Source organism: Citrobacter sp. CK194, assembly GCF_030333395.1.
Lineage (GTDB): Bacteria > Pseudomonadota > Gammaproteobacteria > Enterobacterales > Enterobacteriaceae > Citrobacter_B > Citrobacter_B koseri.
In genome coordinates this window covers 225,153-242,398 of record NZ_JAOWGA010000012.1, presented here as the reverse complement: position 1 = coordinate 242,398, position 17,246 = coordinate 225,153, and the positions used below count along the sequence as shown (strand labels likewise).

Below are 17,246 nucleotides of genomic sequence, written 5' to 3'. Positions count from 1 at the left end.
CTTATCCGGCCTACGGATTGATGTTGTAGGCCTGATAAGCGAAGCGCCATCAGGCATTGTTACGCGTTTTTTAGCAGGAGGCTCTTGTGTCATCGTTCGACTATCTCAAAACCGCGATCAAGCAAAAGGGGTGTACCCTGCAACAGGTGGCGGATGCCAGCGGCATGACCAAAGGGTATTTGAGCCAACTTCTGAACGCGAAGATTAAAAGCCCCAGCGCGCAAAAGCTGGAGGCGCTGCATCGTTTTTTGGGGCTGGAGTTTCCCCGGCAGCGGAAAAACATCGGCGTGGTGTTTGGCAAGTTCTACCCCCTGCATACCGGGCATATCTATTTGATTCAGCGCGCCTGTAGCCAGGTGGATGAACTGCATATCATTATGGGTTATGACGATACCCGTGACCGCGAACTGTTTGAAGACAGCGCCATGTCGCAACAGCCTACCGTGTCGGATCGTCTGCGTTGGCTACTACAGACCTTTAAATATCAGAAGAATATTCGTATTCATGCCTTCAATGAGGAAGGGATGGAGCCGTACCCGCACGGCTGGGATGTGTGGAGCAACGGTATCAAAGCCTTTATGGAAGAGAAGGGGATTCAGCCCAACTGGATCTACACGTCCGAGGAAGCCGATGCGCCGCAGTATCTCGAACACCTGGCTATTGAAACGGTGCTGGTCGATCCGAAACGAACCTTTATGAGTATCAGCGGGGCGCAGATCCGTGAAAACCCGTTCCGCTACTGGGAATACATTCCGACGGAAGTGAAGCCCTTTTTCGTGCGCACCGTGGCGATATTAGGCGGGGAGTCGAGCGGGAAATCCACGCTGGTGAACAAGCTTGCCAATATTTTTAATACCACCAGCGCGTGGGAGTACGGGCGCGACTATGTCTTCTCGCATCTGGGCGGTGACGAGATGGCGTTACAGTATTCTGATTACGATAAGATCGCGCTGGGCCATGCACAATATATTGATTTTGCGGTGAAATACGCCAATAAAGTGGCCTTTATCGATACCGATTTCGTTACCACGCAGGCCTTTTGTAAAAAATACGAAGGGCGCGAGCATCCGTTTGTACAGGCGTTGATCGATGAATACCGCTTTGATCTGGTGATCCTGCTGGAGAACAATACGCCCTGGGTCGCGGATGGGTTACGGAGTCTGGGCAGTTCGGTGGATCGTAAAGAGTTCCAGAATCTGCTGGTGGATATGCTGCGGGAGAACAACATCAATTTCGTCCACGTAGAAGAGGCCGATTACGATGGTCGATTTTTGCGCTGCGTGGAGTTAGTGAAAGAGATGATGGGCGAGCAGGGTTAAGCCTGAAGCGCCGGATGGCGGCCTACAAGGTGTAGGCCGGATAAGTCTGTAGGCCGGATAAGCGTAGCGCCATCCGGCATCTGATACATTACTTGGCGATACGTTTGTACTTGATACGCTTCGGCTCCAGCGCGTCGGCGCCCAGCGTGCGTTTCTTGTACTCTTCGTACTCGGTGAAGTTACCTTCGAAGAACTCCACTTTGCCTTCATCCTGGTAATCCAGAATGTGCGTGGCGATACGGTCGAGGAACCAACGGTCGTGCGAGATAACCATTGCACAGCCCGGGAACTCCAGCAGGGCGTTTTCCAGCGCGCGCAGGGTTTCGATATCCAGGTCGTTGGTCGGTTCATCGAGCAGCAGCATATTGCCGCCAACCTGCAACAGCTTCGCCAGATGCAGACGACCGCGCTCACCGCCGGACAGTTCGCCCACGCGTTTACCTTGATCGACGCCTTTGAAGTTAAAGCGGCCCACATAGGCGCGGCTTGGCATTTCGGTGTTGCCGATCTTCATGATATCCAGCCCGCCGGAAACTTCTTCCCACACGGTTTTGCTGTTATCCATCGCGTCACGGAACTGGTCAACGGAAGCCAGTTTTACGGTTTCCCCCAGAGTGATGGTGCCGCTATCCGGCTGTTCCTGACCGGACATCATGCGGAACAGGGTGGATTTACCCGCGCCGTTCGGACCGATGATGCCGACAATCGCGCCTTTCGGTACTGAGAAGCTGAGATCGTCGATCAGCAGGCGATCGCCGTAGGATTTACGCAGGTTGCTGACTTCAACGACCTTGTCGCCCAGACGTGGTCCAGGTGGAATAAACAGTTCGTTGGTTTCGTTACGTTTCTGGTATTCGGTGCTGTTCAGCTCTTCAAAGCGCGCCAGACGGGCTTTGCCTTTAGACTGACGGCCTTTAGTACCCTGACGCACCCACTCCAGCTCTTTCTCAATGGATTTACGGCGGGCCGCTTCCTGAGAGGCTTCCTGCGCCAGACGCTGATCTTTCTGTTCCAGCCAGGAGGAGTAGTTGCCTTCCCACGGGATCCCTTCGCCACGGTCAAGTTCGAGGATCCAGCCCGCCACGTTGTCGAGGAAGTAACGGTCGTGGGTAATCGCCACAACTGTGCCTTCGAAGTCGTGCAGGAAGCGTTCCAGCCACGCGACGGATTCCGCATCCAGGTGGTTGGTCGGTTCGTCGAGCAGCAGCATGTCCGGTTTTTCCAGCAGCAGACGGCACAGCGCGACGCGGCGGCGCTCACCACCGGAAAGATTCGCGATTTTGGCATCCCAGTCCGGCAGACGCAGGGCGTCAGCGGCGCGCTCCAGCTGTACGTTCAGGTTGTGGCCGTCATGCGCCTGGATGATCTCTTCCAGCTTGCCCTGTTCGGCGGCCAGCTTGTCAAAGTCCGCATCTGGATCGGCGTACAGCGCGTACACTTCATCCAGGCGTTTCAGGGCGCCGACCACTTCAGCCACCGCCTCTTCGATCGATTCGCGAACGGTATGCTCAGGGGTGAGCTGAGGTTCCTGCGGCAGGTAGCCAATTTTGATGCCTGGCTGTGGGCGAGCTTCGCCCTCAATATCTGTATCGATGCCAGCCATAATGCGCAGCAGGGTAGACTTACCGGCGCCGTTCAGACCCAGTACGCCGATTTTCGCCCCAGGGAAGAAGCTCAGCGAGATGTTTTTCAAAATATGACGTTTCGGCGGAACCACTTTGCCGACACGATGCATGGTATAAACGAATTGAGCCACGTTGGACTTCGCCTCTATAGGTTTATCGTGATGAAGAATAATTTTCAAAGGCGAAGTGTAGCCTTTTTCCCGGGCTAATCCCAGCCAGCAACTCTCACTCGCAATAAAAGTAAAAAAGTGTCCGTAACGTGGCGCATTTAGCAATGTCTGGTTAGCATAAATTCATTACGCGGCATGATGCTGCACTGATGTATCACGACAAGAGGAAGAGCTTGTGGACAAAGCCAAACCATTTACCTGGCGTCTTATCGCCGCCAGCGTATGTCTGCTGACGGTAAGTCAGGCGGCGCGAGCGGATTCTCTGGATGAGCAGCGCAATCGCTATGCGCAAATCAAACAGGCCTGGGATAACCGACAGATGGATGTCGTTGAGCAGATGATGCCTGGCCTGAAGAATTACCCGCTGTATCCCTATCTTGAGTATCGCCAGATCACCGACGATCTGATGAACCAGCCTGCGGTCACCGTCACCCAGTTTGTGCGCGCCAACCCTACGCTTCCTCCTGCGCGTACGCTGCAATCGCGTTTCGTTAATGAGCTAGCGCGTCGCGAAGACTGGCGTGGACTGCTAGCGTTCAGCCCCGAGAAGCCGGGCACCACCGAAGCGCAATGTAATTACTACTACGCGAAATGGAATACCGGGCAGACGGAAGAGGCCTGGCAGGGGGCGAAAGCGCTTTGGCTGACCGGGAAAAGCCAGCCGAACGCCTGTGACAAACTGTTCAGCGTCTGGCGCGCTTCCGGCACCCAGGACCCGCTGGCCTGGCTGGAGCGCATCCGCCTGGCGATGAAAGCAGGCAACACGGGGCTGGTAACGGTGCTGGCCGGGCAGATGCCTGCGCAGTACCAGACCATTGCTTCGGCGATCATCGCGCTGGCGAACGATCCCAATAGCGTGATGACTTTTGCGCGTACGACCGGCGCGACCGATTTTACCCGTCAGATGGCGGCAGTGGCCTTTGCCAGCGTGGCGCGTCAGGACGCAGAGAATGCGCGTTTGATGATCCCGTCACTGGTGCAGGCCCAGCAGCTTAATGAGGAGCAAACTCAGGAACTGCGCGATATCGTCGCCTGGCGGCTGATGGGGAACGATGTGACCGATGCGCAGGCGAAGTGGCGCGATGATGCGATTATGCGCTCGCAATCCACCACGCTGGTGGAACGCCGCGTGCGGATGGCGCTGGGCACCGGCGATCGGCGTGGGCTGAATACCTGGCTTGCCCGACTGCCGATGGAAGCGAAGGAGAAGGATGAATGGCGCTACTGGCAGGCGGATTTGTTGCTTGAGCGCGGGCGTGAGGCTGAGGCAAAAGAGATCCTCCATGCGCTGATGCAACAGCGTGGTTTCTACCCGATGGTCGCCGCGCAAAAGCTGGGTGAAGCGTATGTGCTGAAGATCGACAAAGCGCCGACGACAGTGGACGCTTCGCTTACGCAGGGCGCGGAAATGGCGCGAGTACGCGAACTGATGTACTGGAACCTGGATAATACGGCGCGCAGCGAGTGGGCGAATCTGGTCTCCAGCAGGACGAAGTCGGAACAGGCGCAGCTGGCGCGTTATGCCTTCAATAACCACTGGTGGGATCTGAGCGTACAGGCGACGATCGCAGGAAAACTGTGGGATCATCTGGAAGAGCGTTTCCCGCTGGCGTACAAGGATCTTTTCGCCCGTTACACCGGCGGCAAAGCGATCTCGCAAAGTTACGCTATGGCGATTGCGCGTCAGGAGAGCGCCTGGAATCCGAAAGTGAAATCCCCGGTAGGGGCCAGCGGTCTGATGCAAGTTATGCCGGGCACGGCGACGCATACGGTGAAAATGTTCTCGATACCGGGCTACAGCAGCCCCAGCCAGCTGCTTGACCCGGAGACGAACATCAACATTGGCACCAGTTATCTGCAATACGTTTATCAACAGTTTGGTAATAACCGTATTTTCTCTTCAGCGGCTTACAATGCCGGGCCGGGGCGCGTTCGTACCTGGCTTGGCAACAGCGCAGGGCGCATCGACGCCGTCGCGTTTGTTGAAAGTATTCCGTTCTCAGAAACGCGGGGCTACGTGAAGAACGTGCTGGCTTATGATGCCTACTATCGCTACTTCATGGGCGATAAACCAACGTTGATGAATGACGCAGAATGGCAGCGCCGTTACTGATCGCATCGGTTATGTTATGCTATCGTACTCGTTAAAGAGTACAATCGGGGGAGGCAGATACGTTTCCCCCTGCAACGATGGCGACATTCTATGACTCAGCAATCACCCTATTCAGCAGCGATGGCAGAACAGCGTCACCAGGAGTGGTTACGCTTTGTTGAGCTGCTCAAGCACGCTTGTGCGGAAGACCTGCATCTTCCCTTACTCAATTTGATGCTGACGCCGGATGAGCGTGAGGCGCTGGGAACGCGCGTGCGTATCATTGAAGAGTTGTTACGCGGTGAAATGAGCCAGCGCGAGCTTAAAAATGAGCTGGGGGCGGGCATCGCCACCATTACGCGCGGTTCCAACAGCCTGAAATCCGCACCGGTAGAGTTACGCCAGTGGCTGGAGCAGGTGTTGCTCAAGAGCGAAAGGTAATTTCGCCTGATGGCGCTATGCTTATCAGGCCTACAGGAATGGTGAACGCTCATGCCTGATGGCGCTACGCTTATCAGACCTACAGGAATGACGGACGTTCACGCCTGATGGCGCTACGCTTATCAGGCCTACAGGAATGATGAACGTAGGCCGGATAAGGCGAAGCCGCCATCCGGCGTGGATCGCGAGCCCTACCGATACACCGCATTATGAAACGGACTGAGCGCCAGAATCACCGCCTGGTGATAAACGCTGGAGCGGGTCAGTTTTCCGGCGGTAAACACCCCGATAGCCCCCTCTTTACGGCCAATCTCATCAATACCGGTATACTGCGACATCACCGGGCCGAGCGCTTCACCCTGACGAACTTTTTCAAGGATAACCGCAGGAAGCGGCAGCGTTGCCGATCGCGCCTCGCCTCGCTGGGCGGCATTCTCTATTACCACCCAACTGAACGTACTGTCATCATCAATCCCCGCTTCGATAGCCACCCAAAAATCGGCCTGAGGACGCAGACAGCGCGCATTTTCTACCCGATTCCGTGCGCCAGCGCGCGTTTCCTGACTTCCAAAAGGTTGTTCCGGCACGCCGCTCTCGACGGAGACGGACTCAATATGGCAGGATCCTTCACCGAAAATCTCGTTAAATGCTTGCAGAATTGCCTGAATTTTAGCGGGATTGGTGGTTGCTGAGACAACATGGTGCATAATCAGAATTACTCAGAAATGAATGTCATCGCAGTATAACGGATAAAAAGCATGTTACAGGTATACCTTGTTCGCCACGGTGAAACGCAGTGGAACGCCGAGCGACGTATTCAAGGCCAGTCTGACAGTCCGCTGACCGCTAAAGGTGAGCAACAAGCTATGCAAGTGGGAGAACGCGCCAGAACGCTCGGCATCACCCATATCGTCAGTAGCGATCTCGGTCGCACCCGCCGCACGGCTGAAATCATCGCCCAGGCATGCGGTTGCGATATCACTTTCGACGCCCGCCTGCGTGAGCTGGACATGGGCGTGCTGGAAAAACGGCACATCGACACTCTCACCGAAGAAGAAGAGAACTGGCGTCGCCAGTTAGTGAACGGTACGGTTGACGGGCGCATTCCTGATGGCGAATCCATGCAGGAACTGAGCGATCGCGTCAATGCCGCTCTCGCGTCCTGTCTGGAACTGCCGCAGGGCAGCCGCCCGCTGCTGGTCAGTCACGGTATCGCGCTGGGTTGCCTGGTCAGCACCATTCTGGGATTACCGGCCTGGGCGGAGCGTCGGTTACGTCTGCGTAACTGCTCTATTTCCCGCGTCGATTATCAGGAAAGTTTGTGGCTGGCGCCTGGTTGGGTCGTTGAAACGGCAGGGGACGTCTCGCATCTTGATGCCCCTGCGTTAGATGAGCTACAGCGTTAACGGCGAACGGGGATCAGGAATTCGCAACGCAGGTTAATAGGGCGACCGCCTGTTTTGGCATCTTCTGCCGGGTAGTATCGCTCTATATCCTGCCCTTTACGGCGGGTCAGGTTCAGCATCGGCATACAGGTGCCGTATACCGTCAGGATAAACTCCTGTACCCCGGTTCCTAAACCTTCGTAGGTGAACATCACATATTCGCCGCCCTGTAGGGTAACAGGCTGCGCTGACGGCACATACCCGTTGGCATGTTCTTGCGGTAGCGCGGTGGTGTAGAACACCTCCTGTTCGTCATCTTTCTCAAGGCTGGGGCGCGTTTCGTTAAGGCCGTAGAGCAGCGGAGGAATCGTTGGCGCCTGGCTGAGAAAGTCTTGCCAGAACTGTACGCGCATTTCGTGTCGAAAATCGGAGATTTGCTCCAGTGAACAGGAATAGCTCTGGGTGGTGCCGAGCAGTTGCGTATCTTCCAGGGTGACAAACTGATGTTCAGGCATGGCGAACTCACCCAGACGCATCGGCGGACGAATGCCAAAGGCGCTCCATTCTGGAGAACGGCGATATAACGCCGGCGTCTGAGAAAACTGCTTTTTAAACGCGCGGGTAAAGGTTTGCTGAGAATCGAAGCGGTACTGCAACGCGATATCCAGAATCGGACGCGCCGTCAGGCGCAGGGCCACGGCGGATTTAGATAAGCGGCGAGCGCGGATGTAAGCGCCAATAGCATGGCCCGTCACGTCCTTAAACATTCTTTGCAGGTGCCACTTGGAATAACCTGCTTTTGCCGCCACATTGTCAAGCGACAGAGGCTGATCCAGATGGCCTTCCAGCCAGGTTAAGAGGTCGCGAATAATGCCAGCCTGATCCATAAAATATCCTCATCCTTTCCACAACGAGCACCTGACATCAGGTAAGTGGATAATAGCATTTTTTGCTGTTTTAGCATTCGGTGTTTTTTTTGCTCATCTGTGCTTTTTTGGGGCACACTAAAGCATGATTATTCTAATCCTGTGATCTGTAAACAGTTTATCCAGACGTGTCGAATAATTGCGCAGTGTAACTTTTATGAATGGTAACAATATGAAATACAAGAGCTTAATACTTTCCTCAATTCTGTTGATGCTGGGGCAGTTTGCGCATGCAGAACAGGTGGGTTCCGTCGATACCGTATTTAAAATGTTTGGGCCTGACCATAAAATCGTCGTCGAAGCGTTTGACGATCCCGACGTCAAAAATGTGACGTGCTATGTAAGTCGGGCGAAAACGGGGGGGATTAAAGGCGGTCTGGGACTGGCCGAAGATACCTCCGACGCGGCGATCTCCTGTCAGCAGGTAGGGCCGATTGAGCTGAGCGATAAAATTAAGAACGGGAAAGCGCAAGGGGATGTCGTTTTTCAGAAGCGCACGTCGCTGGTGTTTAAAAAATTACAGGTCGTGCGTTTTTATGATGCCAAACGCAATACGCTGGCGTATCTGGCCTATTCTGACAAGGTCGTTGAAGGGTCGCCAAAAAATGCCATAAGCGCGGTGCCCGTTATGCCGTGGCGGTAACGTTCCTGACGCGTCTCTGGAAGTGATTCCCGTTCTGGTCGGATAACCCATTGACAGACAATAAAAAACGGCGCGTTTTGCGCCGTTTTTGCTGCCGGTGGTAACCGATTAGTCCTGTAGATCACCGCAGAAACGGTAACCTTCACCGTGAATGGTCGCGATGATTTCCGGGGTATCCGGCGTGGATTCGAAATGCTTACGAATACGACGGATAGTCACGTCAACAGTACGGTCATGCGGCTTCAGCTCGCGACCGGTCATTTTCTTCAGCAGTTCTGCACGAGACTGGATCTTGCCCGGGTTCTCGCAGAAGTGAAGCATGGCGCGGAATTCGCTGCGTGGCAGTTTGTACTGCTCACCATCTGGGCCGATCAAAGAACGGCTGTTGATGTCGAGTTCCCAACCGTTGAACTTGTAGCTTTCGACGCTACGGCGCTCTTCACTGACCGTACCCAGATTCATAGTACGGGACAACAGGTTGCGCGCACGGATAGTCAGTTCGCGTGGGTTAAACGGCTTGGTGATGTAATCGTCTGCGCCGATTTCGAGGCCGAGGATTTTATCGACTTCGTTATCGCGGCCAGTCAGGAACATCAACGCAACGTTAGCCTGTTCGCGCAGTTCACGCGCTAACAGAAGACCGTTTTTCCCTGGCAGGTTGATATCCATGATCACCAGGTTGATGTCATATTCAGAGAGGATCTGATGCATTTCCGCGCCATCTGTCGCTTCGAATACATCATAGCCTTCCGCTTCGAAAATACTTTTCAACGTGTTGCGTGTTACCAACTCGTCTTCAACGATAAGAATGTGCGGGGTCTGCATGTTTGCTACCTAAATTGCCAACTAAATCGAAACAGGAAGTACAAAAGTCCCTGACCTGCCTGATGCATGTCGCAAATTAACATGATCGGCGTAACATGACTAAAGTACGTAATTGCGTTCTTGATGCACTTTCCATCAACGTCAACAACATCATTAGCTTGGTCGTGGGTACTTTCCCTTTGGACCCGACAGTGTCAAAAACGGCTGTCATCCTAACCATTTTAACAGCAACATAACAGGCTAAGACGTACCGGACACCCAATAAAACTACGCTTCGTTGACATATATCAAGTTCAATTGTAGCACGTTAACAGTTTGATGAAATCATCGTATCCAAATGCTAGCGTTCATCACAAATTTGCAATAATCCAACTAGTTGCGCATGCCAACTAATAAATGTAATGAATCCAATAGGTGTGATTCATTCTAAATTAAATTATCCTAAATAAACAGAAGGATATGTAGTATTTCTTAACATAAAACGCAATAGTAAAGATAAGAAATAGTTTAGTGCCTTTTACTGAATGTGAAATGGTTTTTCAACGATTTTCGTTAAAAAATTGTAAATTCGTGCTGCGTAATATGTTGACATTGGTCACATTATTGCCAGCGGCTGGTCAAAAAGAGAATCGAAATGCGTGTAACAATTATTCTGGTCGCGCCGGCCAGAGCGGAAAATATTGGCGCGGCGGCACGGGCAATGAAGACGATGGGTTTTGGCGATATGCGTATTGTCGACAGCCAGGCGCACCTGGAGCCGGCGACCCGTTGGGTCGCACATGGTTCCGCTGATGTTATTGATAATATTAGTGTTTATCCAACACTGGCGGAAGCGCTGCACGATGTTGATTTCACTGTCGCCACCACGGCCCGCAGTCGCGCGAAGTTCCACTACTACGCAACGCCCGCAGAACTGCTGCCGCTGTTACAGGAAAAATCGCAGTGGATGAACCATGCGGCGCTGGTTTTTGGCCGGGAAGATTCGGGCCTGACGAATGAAGAACTGGCGCTGGCGGACGTTTTAACCGGCGTACCAATGGTTGCTGATTATCCTTCACTCAATTTAGGGCAGGCGGTAATGGTGTATTGCTATCAATTAGCAGGCTTAATGCAACAACCGGCGAAACAAACAGAGGCGACTGACGCGCCTCAATTGCAGGCGTTACGCACACGCGTTTCGCAGTTACTGGCGACGCTGGATGTTGCTGATGACATCAAACTGGCGGACTGGCTGCAACAACGACTGGGGCTGTCAGGGCAGCGCGACACGGCCATGCTGCACCGTTTATTGCATGATATTGAGAAAAATATAACAAAATAAAATCTTGTTGAATTGCTTGATGTGAGATTTTAAATCTGGTTTCAAGAGGTTGCTTCATTCCGTATTGGTTGAAAATAAATGCGCAAGCAGCAGCTCGTGAACATGTTGCGGAATGTGATCAAATTAAAAATTTATTGACTTAGGTCACGAGATACTTTAACCCTTTAAAGATACAAGACAGACAGATAATAATTACAGAGTACACAACATCCATGAATCGCATCAGCACCACCATTACCACAACCATCACCATTACCACAGGTAACGGTGCGGGCTGACGCGTACAGGAAACACAGAAAAAAGCCCGCACCTGAACAGTGCGGGCTTTTTTTTCGACCAAAGGTAACGAGGTAACAACCATGCGAGTGTTGAAGTTCGGCGGTACATCAGTGGCAAATGCAGAGCGCTTTCTGCGTGTTGCCGATATTCTGGAAAGCAATGCCAGGCAGGGGCAGGTAGCGACTGTTCTCTCTGCCCCCGCCAAAATTACTAACCATCTGGTGGCGATGATTGAAAAGACCATCAGCGGTCAGGATGCTTTACCGAATATCAGCGATGCCGAACGTATTTTTTCCGAACTTCTTACGGGTCTTGCAGCCGCTCAGCCGGGGTTCCCGCTGGCGCAGTTGAAAGTTTTCGTTGAGCAAGAATTTGCGCAAATCAAACATATCCTGCACGGAATCAGCCTGCTGGGCCAGTGCCCGGATAGCATCAATGCTGCGCTGATCTGCCGTGGCGAGAAGATGTCGATCGCGATCATGGCTGGCCTGCTGGAAGCGCGCGGTCATGGCGTGACGGTTATCGATCCGGTCGAAAAATTGTTGGCGGTCGGGCATTACCTCGAATCGACCGTTGATATCGCCGAATCTACGCGCCGTATCGCGGCGGGCCGCATTCCGGCTGACCACATGGTGCTGATGGCAGGTTTCACCGCCGGTAACGAAAAAGGCGAGCTGGTCGTGCTGGGCCGCAACGGTTCTGATTACTCCGCTGCGGTGTTGGCTGCCTGCTTACGCGCCGACTGTTGTGAGATCTGGACTGACGTCGACGGCGTGTATACCTGCGATCCGCGCCAGGTGCCGGACGCCAGGTTGCTGAAGTCGATGTCCTATCAGGAGGCGATGGAGCTTTCTTACTTCGGCGCCAAAGTCCTTCATCCTCGTACCATCACCCCCATTGCCCAGTTCCAAATCCCATGCCTGATTAAAAACACCGGAAACCCGCAAGCTCCTGGTACGCTGATCGGCGCCAGCGTCGATGAAGATGAACTGCCGGTGAAAGGGATCTCGAACCTGAACAATATGGCGATGTTCAGCGTTTCCGGCCCAGGAATGAAAGGGATGATCGGGATGGCGGCGCGCGTATTCGCGGCAATGTCCCGCGCGGGGATCTCCGTGGTGCTGATCACGCAATCCTCTTCTGAATACAGTATCAGTTTCTGCGTACCGCAGGGCGACTGCGCGCGGGCCCAGCGTGCAATGCAGGATGAGTTCTACCTGGAACTGAAAGAAGGGTTGCTGGAGCCGCTGGCGGTGACTGAACGTCTGGCGATCATCTCGGTGGTTGGCGACGGTATGCGCACGCTGCGCGGCATCTCGGCGAAGTTCTTTGCGGCGCTGGCGCGCGCGAATATCAATATTGTCGCGATTGCGCAGGGCTCGTCCGAACGATCGATTTCGGTGGTCGTGAATAACGATGACGTCACAACGGGCGTACGTGTTACCCACCAGATGCTGTTCAACACCGATCAGGTGATTGAAGTGTTCGTTATCGGCGTTGGCGGCGTTGGCGGCGCGTTACTTGAGCAGCTTAAACGCCAGCAGTCCTGGCTGAAAAACAAGCATATCGACCTGCGCGTCTGCGGCGTGGCGAATTCGAAAGCGCTGTTGACCAATGTGCATGGCCTGAACCTGGATAACTGGCAGGCGGAACTGGCGGAAGCGAAAGAACCGTTTAATTTAGGGCGCTTAATTCGCCTGGTGAAAGAGTATCACCTGCTTAACCCGGTCATTGTTGACTGTACCTCCAGCCAGGCGGTGGCGGATCAATACGCCGACTTCCTGCGCGAAGGCTTCCATGTGGTAACGCCGAACAAAAAAGCCAATACGTCGTCGATGGATTACTACCATCAACTGCGTTTTGCCGCGGCGAAATCCCGACGTAAGTTCCTGTACGACACCAACGTAGGCGCGGGCTTACCGGTTATCGAGAACCTGCAAAACCTGCTGAACGCGGGTGACGAACTGCAACACTTCTCCGGCATCCTGTCTGGATCGCTCTCTTTTATTTTCGGCAAGCTGGATGAAGGCATGAGCCTTTCGGCCGCGACCACGATGGCGCGCGAGTTGGGCTATACCGAACCCGATCCGCGTGACGATCTTTCCGGGATGGATGTGGCGCGCAAATTGCTGATCCTCGCTCGTGAAACGGGACGTGAGCTGGAACTGTCCGATATCGTGATTGAGCCGGTGCTGCCGGAAGGTTTCGACGATTCCGGCGATGTCGCCACGTTTATGACCAATCTGTCGCAGCTTGACGACGCGTTTGCCGCCCGCGTGGCGAAAGCCCGTGATGAAGGCAAAGTATTGCGCTATGTTGGCAACATTGAAGACGACGGCGTGTGTCGCGTGAAGATCGCCGAGGTTGACGGCAACGATCCGCTGTTTAAAGTGAAAAACGGGGAGAACGCGCTGGCGTTTTACAGTCACTATTATCAACCGCTGCCGCTGGTTCTGCGCGGTTACGGTGCGGGGAACGATGTGACGGCGGCGGGTGTTTTTGCCGATCTGCTGCGTACCCTTTCATGGAAGTTAGGAGTCTAAAATGGTGAAAGTCTATGCTCCGGCTTCCAGTGCCAATATGAGCGTCGGATTTGATGTGCTTGGGGCGGCCGTCACGCCGGTTGATGGCTCACTGCTGGGCGATGTGGTCTCGGTGGATGCGGCAGAAAGCTTCACGCTGAATAATTTAGGGCGTTTTGCCGACAAGCTGCCGTCAGCGCCGCGTGAAAATATCGTTTATCAGTGCTGGGAGCGTTTTTGCCAGGAGTTGGGTAAACAGATTCCGGTGGCGATGACGCTGGAAAAGAACATGCCGATTGGTTCCGGGTTAGGATCCAGCGCCTGTTCCGTGGTCGCCGCGCTGGTGGCGATGAATGAGTTCTGTGGCAAACCGCTGAACGACACGCGTCTGCTGGCGATCATGGGGGAACTGGAAGGGCGTATCTCTGGCAGCATTCATTACGATAACGTCGCGCCGTGCTTTCTTGGCGGCATGCAGTTGATGATCGAAGAAAACGGCATTATCAGCCAGCAGGTGCCAGGATTTGATGAGTGGCTGTGGGTACTGGCCTATCCGGGGATTAACGTTTCGACGGCTGAAGCGCGGGCGATTTTACCCGCGCAGTATCGCCGTCAGGACTGTATCGCCCACGGGCGGCATCTGGCCGGGTTTATTCATGCCTGCTATTCCCGTCAGCCGCAGCTTGCTGCAAAGCTGATGAAGGATGTGATTGCCGAACCGTACCGCGCTCGTCTGCTGCCGGGCTTCAGCCAGGCGCGTCAGGCGGTGGCGGAAATTGGCGCGCTGGCCAGCGGTATTTCCGGGTCCGGGCCGACGCTTTTCGCGCTCTGTGATAAGCCGGATACGGCGCAGCGTGTAGCAGACTGGCTGGGTAAAAATTACCTGCAAAATCAGGAAGGCTTTGTTCATATTTGTCAGCTGGATACGGCGGGCGCACGAGTACTGGGATAAACAATGAAACTCTACAATCTGAAAGATCATAATGAGCAGGTCAGCTTTGCGCAGGCCGTTACGCAGGGGCTTGGCAAGAATCAGGGGCTCTTTTTCCCGCACGACCTGCCGGAATTTAGCCTGACTGAAGTTGATGAGATGCTGAATCAGGACTTTGTGAGTCGTAGCGCAAAGATCCTTTCCGCGTTCATCGGGGATGAGATCCCGCAGGAAATCTTAGAAGAGCGCGTTCGCAAGGCATTCGCTTTTCCGGCGCCGGTGCGTCAGGTGGAAGGCGATGTCGGGTGCCTGGAGTTGTTCCACGGCCCGACGCTGGCCTTTAAGGATTTTGGCGGTCGCTTTATGGCGCAAATGCTGACGCACATCAGCGGCGACAAACCGGTGACTATCCTGACGGCAACCTCTGGCGATACCGGCGCGGCAGTTGCTCACGCATTCTACGGTCTGAAAAATGTACGCGTCGTGATCCTCTACCCACGCGGCAAGATCAGCCCGTTGCAGGAAAAACTGTTCTGTACGCTGGGCGGCAACATCGAAACGGTTGCGATTGACGGTGATTTCGATGCCTGCCAGGCGCTGGTAAAACAGGCGTTTGATGATGAAGAACTGAAGGCGGCGCTGGGGCTGAATTCGGCGAACTCCATCAACATCAGCCGTCTGCTGGCGCAGATTTGCTATTACTTTGAAGCGGTCGCTCAACTGCCGCAGGACGCGCGTAATCAGTTAGTGATTTCCGTGCCCAGCGGTAACTTTGGCGACCTGACTGCGGGGCTGCTGGCGAAGTCGCTCGGCCTGCCGGTGAAACGCTTTATCGCCGCCACTAACGTCAACGATACGGTGCCGCGCTTCCTGAAAGAGGGGCAGTGGTCGCCGAAAGCGACGCAGGCTACCTTGTCGAACGCGATGGATGTCAGCCAGCCCAATAACTGGCCGCGTGTGGAAGAGCTGTTCCGCCGTAAAATCTGGCGTTTGACGGAGCTGGGCTACGCTGCGGTTGACGATGAGACGACGCAGGAGACCATGCGCGAACTGAAAGCGGCAGGTTATACCTCTGAACCGCACGCTGCCGTGGCGTACCGCGCGCTGCGTGATCAGCTGCATCCGGGGGAGTATGGCTTGTTCCTCGGGACTGCGCATCCGGCGAAATTCAAAGAGAGTGTGGAGGCGATTCTTGGTGAAACATTGGATCTGCCAAAAGAGCTGGCGGATCGTGCCGATCTGCCGCTGCTCTCGCATAATCTGCCTGCCGATTTTGCCGAATTGCGTAAGCTGATGATGACACGCGGCTAACGGTTGTACCCGGTGGCGCTTCGGGGCTATTGTAGCTATTGTAGGCCGGATAAGGCGTTAGCCGCCATCCGGCTTTTTTATGGAGAAAATAAGGAGAAATTTAGCAGGTAAAAAGGAGTAATTCTCAATAAATGCGGTAACTTAGAGATTAGGATTGCAGAGAATAACAACCCGCGTTCTCATCAAGTAATCTCCTTTCATCGACCCAAATCGGGCAATGGTAAAAAGGAGTACCTCATGAACAAGTTGAAACCCGTGCTTCTTGCACTTTCCATGATGCTGGTGGCTCCCCTCGCAGCACAGGCTGCCGAAATTACTCTCGTACCGGCAGTTAAACTTCAGATTGGCGATCGCGATAACCACGGTAATTACTGGGATGGCGGTCACTGGCGCGACCACGGCTGGTGGCAGAAGCATTATGAGTGGCGAGAAAACCGCTGGCAGCCGCATGGACCACGTCCGCAACCGCATCATAATAAGCATGACGAGCATCGTCATGATGATCGCCGCGACGACCACCGCCATTAAGCACGCAGGCCTGATAAGCGTAGCGCTATCAGGCAGTTATGCGGTTTTAGCGCCGGATAGCGACAAAAGGCGTCTTATCCGGCCTGCGCTTCAGGGCATCAGTTTTGCTCGTGGCGTTTAAACACCAGCTCGCCTTTTCCTGACGCTTGCTCATCATAGAAATAGCCTTCGCTGTTAAATGCGGTGAGCTGTTCCGGCTTCGTCAGCCGGTTTTCAATGATGTAACGGCTCATCAGGCCGCGCGCTTTTTTGGCGTAGAAGCTGATAACTTTGAATTTGCCGTTTTTCTCGTCAAGGAACACGGGCTTGATAACCTCCGCATTCAGCTGCTTCGGCTTCACGGATTTATAATATTCATCCGAGGCCAGGTTGATGACGATTTTATCGCCTTGCGCAGCCAGCGCTTCGTTCAGCTTATCGGTAATCACATCGCCCCAGAACTGATAAAGGTCTTTCCCTTTGGCGTTCTCAAGGCGAATGCCCATCTCCAGACGGTAAGGCTGCATCAGATCCAGCGGACGCAGGACGCCGTACAACCCGGAAAGCATACGCAAATGCTGCTGCGCGAAATCAAAATCGGCTTCGCTGAACGTTTCCGCCTGTAGTCCGGTATAGACGTCGCCTTTAAACGCCAGAATCGCCTGGCGGGCGTTTTCAGGGGAGAAGTCAGGCTGCCAGTCATGAAAACGGGTGGCATTCAGATCGGCCAGTTTGTCGCTAATGCCCATTAGCTTGCCAATCTGCGGCGCCGAGAGCTTGCGCGCCTCGCGGATCAACTGCTGGGAGTAATCCAGCAGTTCAGGCCGCGTATAGCGCGTCGTGGCCAGCGGGCTTTGGTAATCGAGCGTTTTTGCAGGTGAAATCAGAATCAGCATATCCAGTCCTTGCAGGAGATTTACTGCGACTTTAGCAAAAAAACCGACCGATT

General features: G+C 54.1%; 17 protein-coding genes and 1 other annotated feature. Of the genes, 12 read left to right on the top strand and 5 right to left on the bottom strand.

What is annotated here, in order from left to right; translation table 11 throughout:
• Window positions 1-86 precede the first annotated feature (86 nt).
• Window positions 87-1,319, top strand: a complete 1,233-nt coding sequence (gene nadR, locus OGX80_RS01805) for a multifunctional transcriptional regulator/nicotinamide-nucleotide adenylyltransferase/ribosylnicotinamide kinase NadR (protein ID WP_012134180.1) — start codon at window positions 87-89, stop codon at window positions 1,317-1,319.
• Between the two features lie 88 nt (window positions 1,320-1,407).
• On the opposite strand, the gene ettA is transcribed toward nadR, so the two are convergent.
• The gene (gene ettA / locus OGX80_RS01800; RefSeq protein WP_024130727.1) at window positions 1,408-3,075 is read right to left on the bottom strand and encodes an energy-dependent translational throttle protein EttA; all 1,668 of its coding nucleotides are present in this window, start codon (window positions 3,073-3,075) and stop codon (window positions 1,408-1,410) included.
• 214 nt (window positions 3,076-3,289) lie between these two features.
• Between ettA and sltY the strand changes: the two genes are divergently transcribed.
• Complete coding sequence (sltY, locus tag OGX80_RS01795; protein WP_012134178.1) at window positions 3,290-5,227, top strand: murein transglycosylase; 1,938 nt, start codon at window positions 3,290-3,292, stop codon at window positions 5,225-5,227.
• A gap of 90 nt (window positions 5,228-5,317) precedes the next feature.
• The gene (trpR, locus tag OGX80_RS01790) at window positions 5,318-5,647 is read left to right on the top strand and encodes a trp operon repressor (RefSeq protein ID WP_024130726.1); all 330 of its coding nucleotides are present in this window, start codon (window positions 5,318-5,320) and stop codon (window positions 5,645-5,647) included.
• Between the two features lie 191 nt (window positions 5,648-5,838).
• Here the strand turns inward: trpR and yjjX are convergent, their stop codons facing one another.
• Window positions 5,839-6,354, bottom strand: a complete 516-nt coding sequence (yjjX, locus tag OGX80_RS01785) for an inosine/xanthosine triphosphatase (RefSeq protein ID WP_012134176.1) — start codon at window positions 6,352-6,354, stop codon at window positions 5,839-5,841.
• A 51-nt stretch (window positions 6,355-6,405) separates the two neighbouring features.
• On the opposite strand from yjjX, the gene gpmB reads away from it, so the two are divergent.
• Entirely contained in the window at window positions 6,406-7,053 is a 648-nt protein-coding gene (gene gpmB / locus OGX80_RS01780) for a 2,3-diphosphoglycerate-dependent phosphoglycerate mutase GpmB (RefSeq protein WP_012134175.1), read from the top strand.
• On the opposite strand, the gene robA is transcribed toward gpmB, so the two are convergent.
• The gene (gene robA, locus OGX80_RS01775; RefSeq protein ID WP_012134174.1) at window positions 7,050-7,919 is read right to left on the bottom strand and encodes an MDR efflux pump AcrAB transcriptional activator RobA; all 870 of its coding nucleotides are present in this window, start codon (window positions 7,917-7,919) and stop codon (window positions 7,050-7,052) included. The genes gpmB and robA overlap by 4 nt on opposite strands.
• 211 nt (window positions 7,920-8,130) lie before the next feature.
• Between robA and creA the strand changes: the two genes are divergently transcribed.
• On the top strand, window positions 8,131-8,601 hold the full coding sequence (gene creA, locus OGX80_RS01770) for a protein CreA (protein WP_024130725.1): 471 nt from the start codon (window positions 8,131-8,133) through the stop codon (window positions 8,599-8,601).
• A 108-nt stretch (window positions 8,602-8,709) separates the two neighbouring features.
• On the opposite strand, the gene arcA is transcribed toward creA, so the two are convergent.
• Complete coding sequence (gene arcA, locus OGX80_RS01765) at window positions 8,710-9,426, bottom strand: two-component system response regulator ArcA (RefSeq protein WP_001194359.1); 717 nt, start codon at window positions 9,424-9,426, stop codon at window positions 8,710-8,712.
• A 95-nt stretch (window positions 9,427-9,521) separates the two neighbouring features.
• Between arcA and yjjY the strand changes: the two genes are divergently transcribed.
• From yjjY to OGX80_RS01730, 7 genes are all read left to right on the top strand, one after another.
• Window positions 9,522-9,662, top strand: coding sequence for a YjjY family protein (gene yjjY / locus OGX80_RS01760; protein WP_001541509.1), 141 nt, complete (start codon window positions 9,522-9,524; stop codon window positions 9,660-9,662).
• Between the two features lie 398 nt (window positions 9,663-10,060).
• Window positions 10,061-10,747 carry a tRNA/rRNA methyltransferase gene (locus OGX80_RS01755; protein WP_115182018.1) on the top strand — a complete coding sequence of 229 codons (687 nt, stop codon included), beginning with the start codon at window positions 10,061-10,063 and terminating at the stop codon, window positions 10,745-10,747.
• Window positions 10,748-10,959: 212 nt separating this feature from the next.
• Complete coding sequence (thrL, locus tag OGX80_RS01750) at window positions 10,960-11,025, top strand: thr operon leader peptide (RefSeq protein ID WP_060815970.1); 66 nt, start codon at window positions 10,960-10,962, stop codon at window positions 11,023-11,025.
• Window positions 10,961-11,081 (top strand) — a sequence feature (Thr leader region). (Overlaps the previous gene by 65 nt.)
• A gap of 25 nt (window positions 11,082-11,106) precedes the next feature.
• Window positions 11,107-13,569 (top strand): bifunctional aspartate kinase/homoserine dehydrogenase I, encoded by a 2,463-nt coding sequence (thrA, locus tag OGX80_RS01745; RefSeq protein ID WP_112001209.1) that lies wholly within the window; start codon window positions 11,107-11,109, stop codon window positions 13,567-13,569.
• 1 nt (window position 13,570) lies between these two features.
• Complete coding sequence (gene thrB, locus OGX80_RS01740) at window positions 13,571-14,500, top strand: homoserine kinase (protein ID WP_012134169.1); 930 nt, start codon at window positions 13,571-13,573, stop codon at window positions 14,498-14,500.
• 3 nt (window positions 14,501-14,503) lie between these two features.
• On the top strand, window positions 14,504-15,790 hold the full coding sequence (gene thrC, locus OGX80_RS01735; RefSeq protein WP_049010528.1) for a threonine synthase: 1,287 nt from the start codon (window positions 14,504-14,506) through the stop codon (window positions 15,788-15,790).
• A gap of 237 nt (window positions 15,791-16,027) precedes the next feature.
• Window positions 16,028-16,318: a DUF2502 domain-containing protein gene (locus tag OGX80_RS01730; protein ID WP_012134167.1), complete on the top strand. Its 291-nt coding sequence runs from the start codon at window positions 16,028-16,030 to the stop codon at window positions 16,316-16,318.
• 98 nt (window positions 16,319-16,416) lie between these two features.
• Here the strand turns inward: OGX80_RS01730 and yaaA are convergent, their stop codons facing one another.
• The gene (gene yaaA, locus OGX80_RS01725; RefSeq protein ID WP_047459033.1) at window positions 16,417-17,193 is read right to left on the bottom strand and encodes a peroxide stress protein YaaA; all 777 of its coding nucleotides are present in this window, start codon (window positions 17,191-17,193) and stop codon (window positions 16,417-16,419) included.
• Window positions 17,194-17,246: the final 53 nt, after the last annotated feature.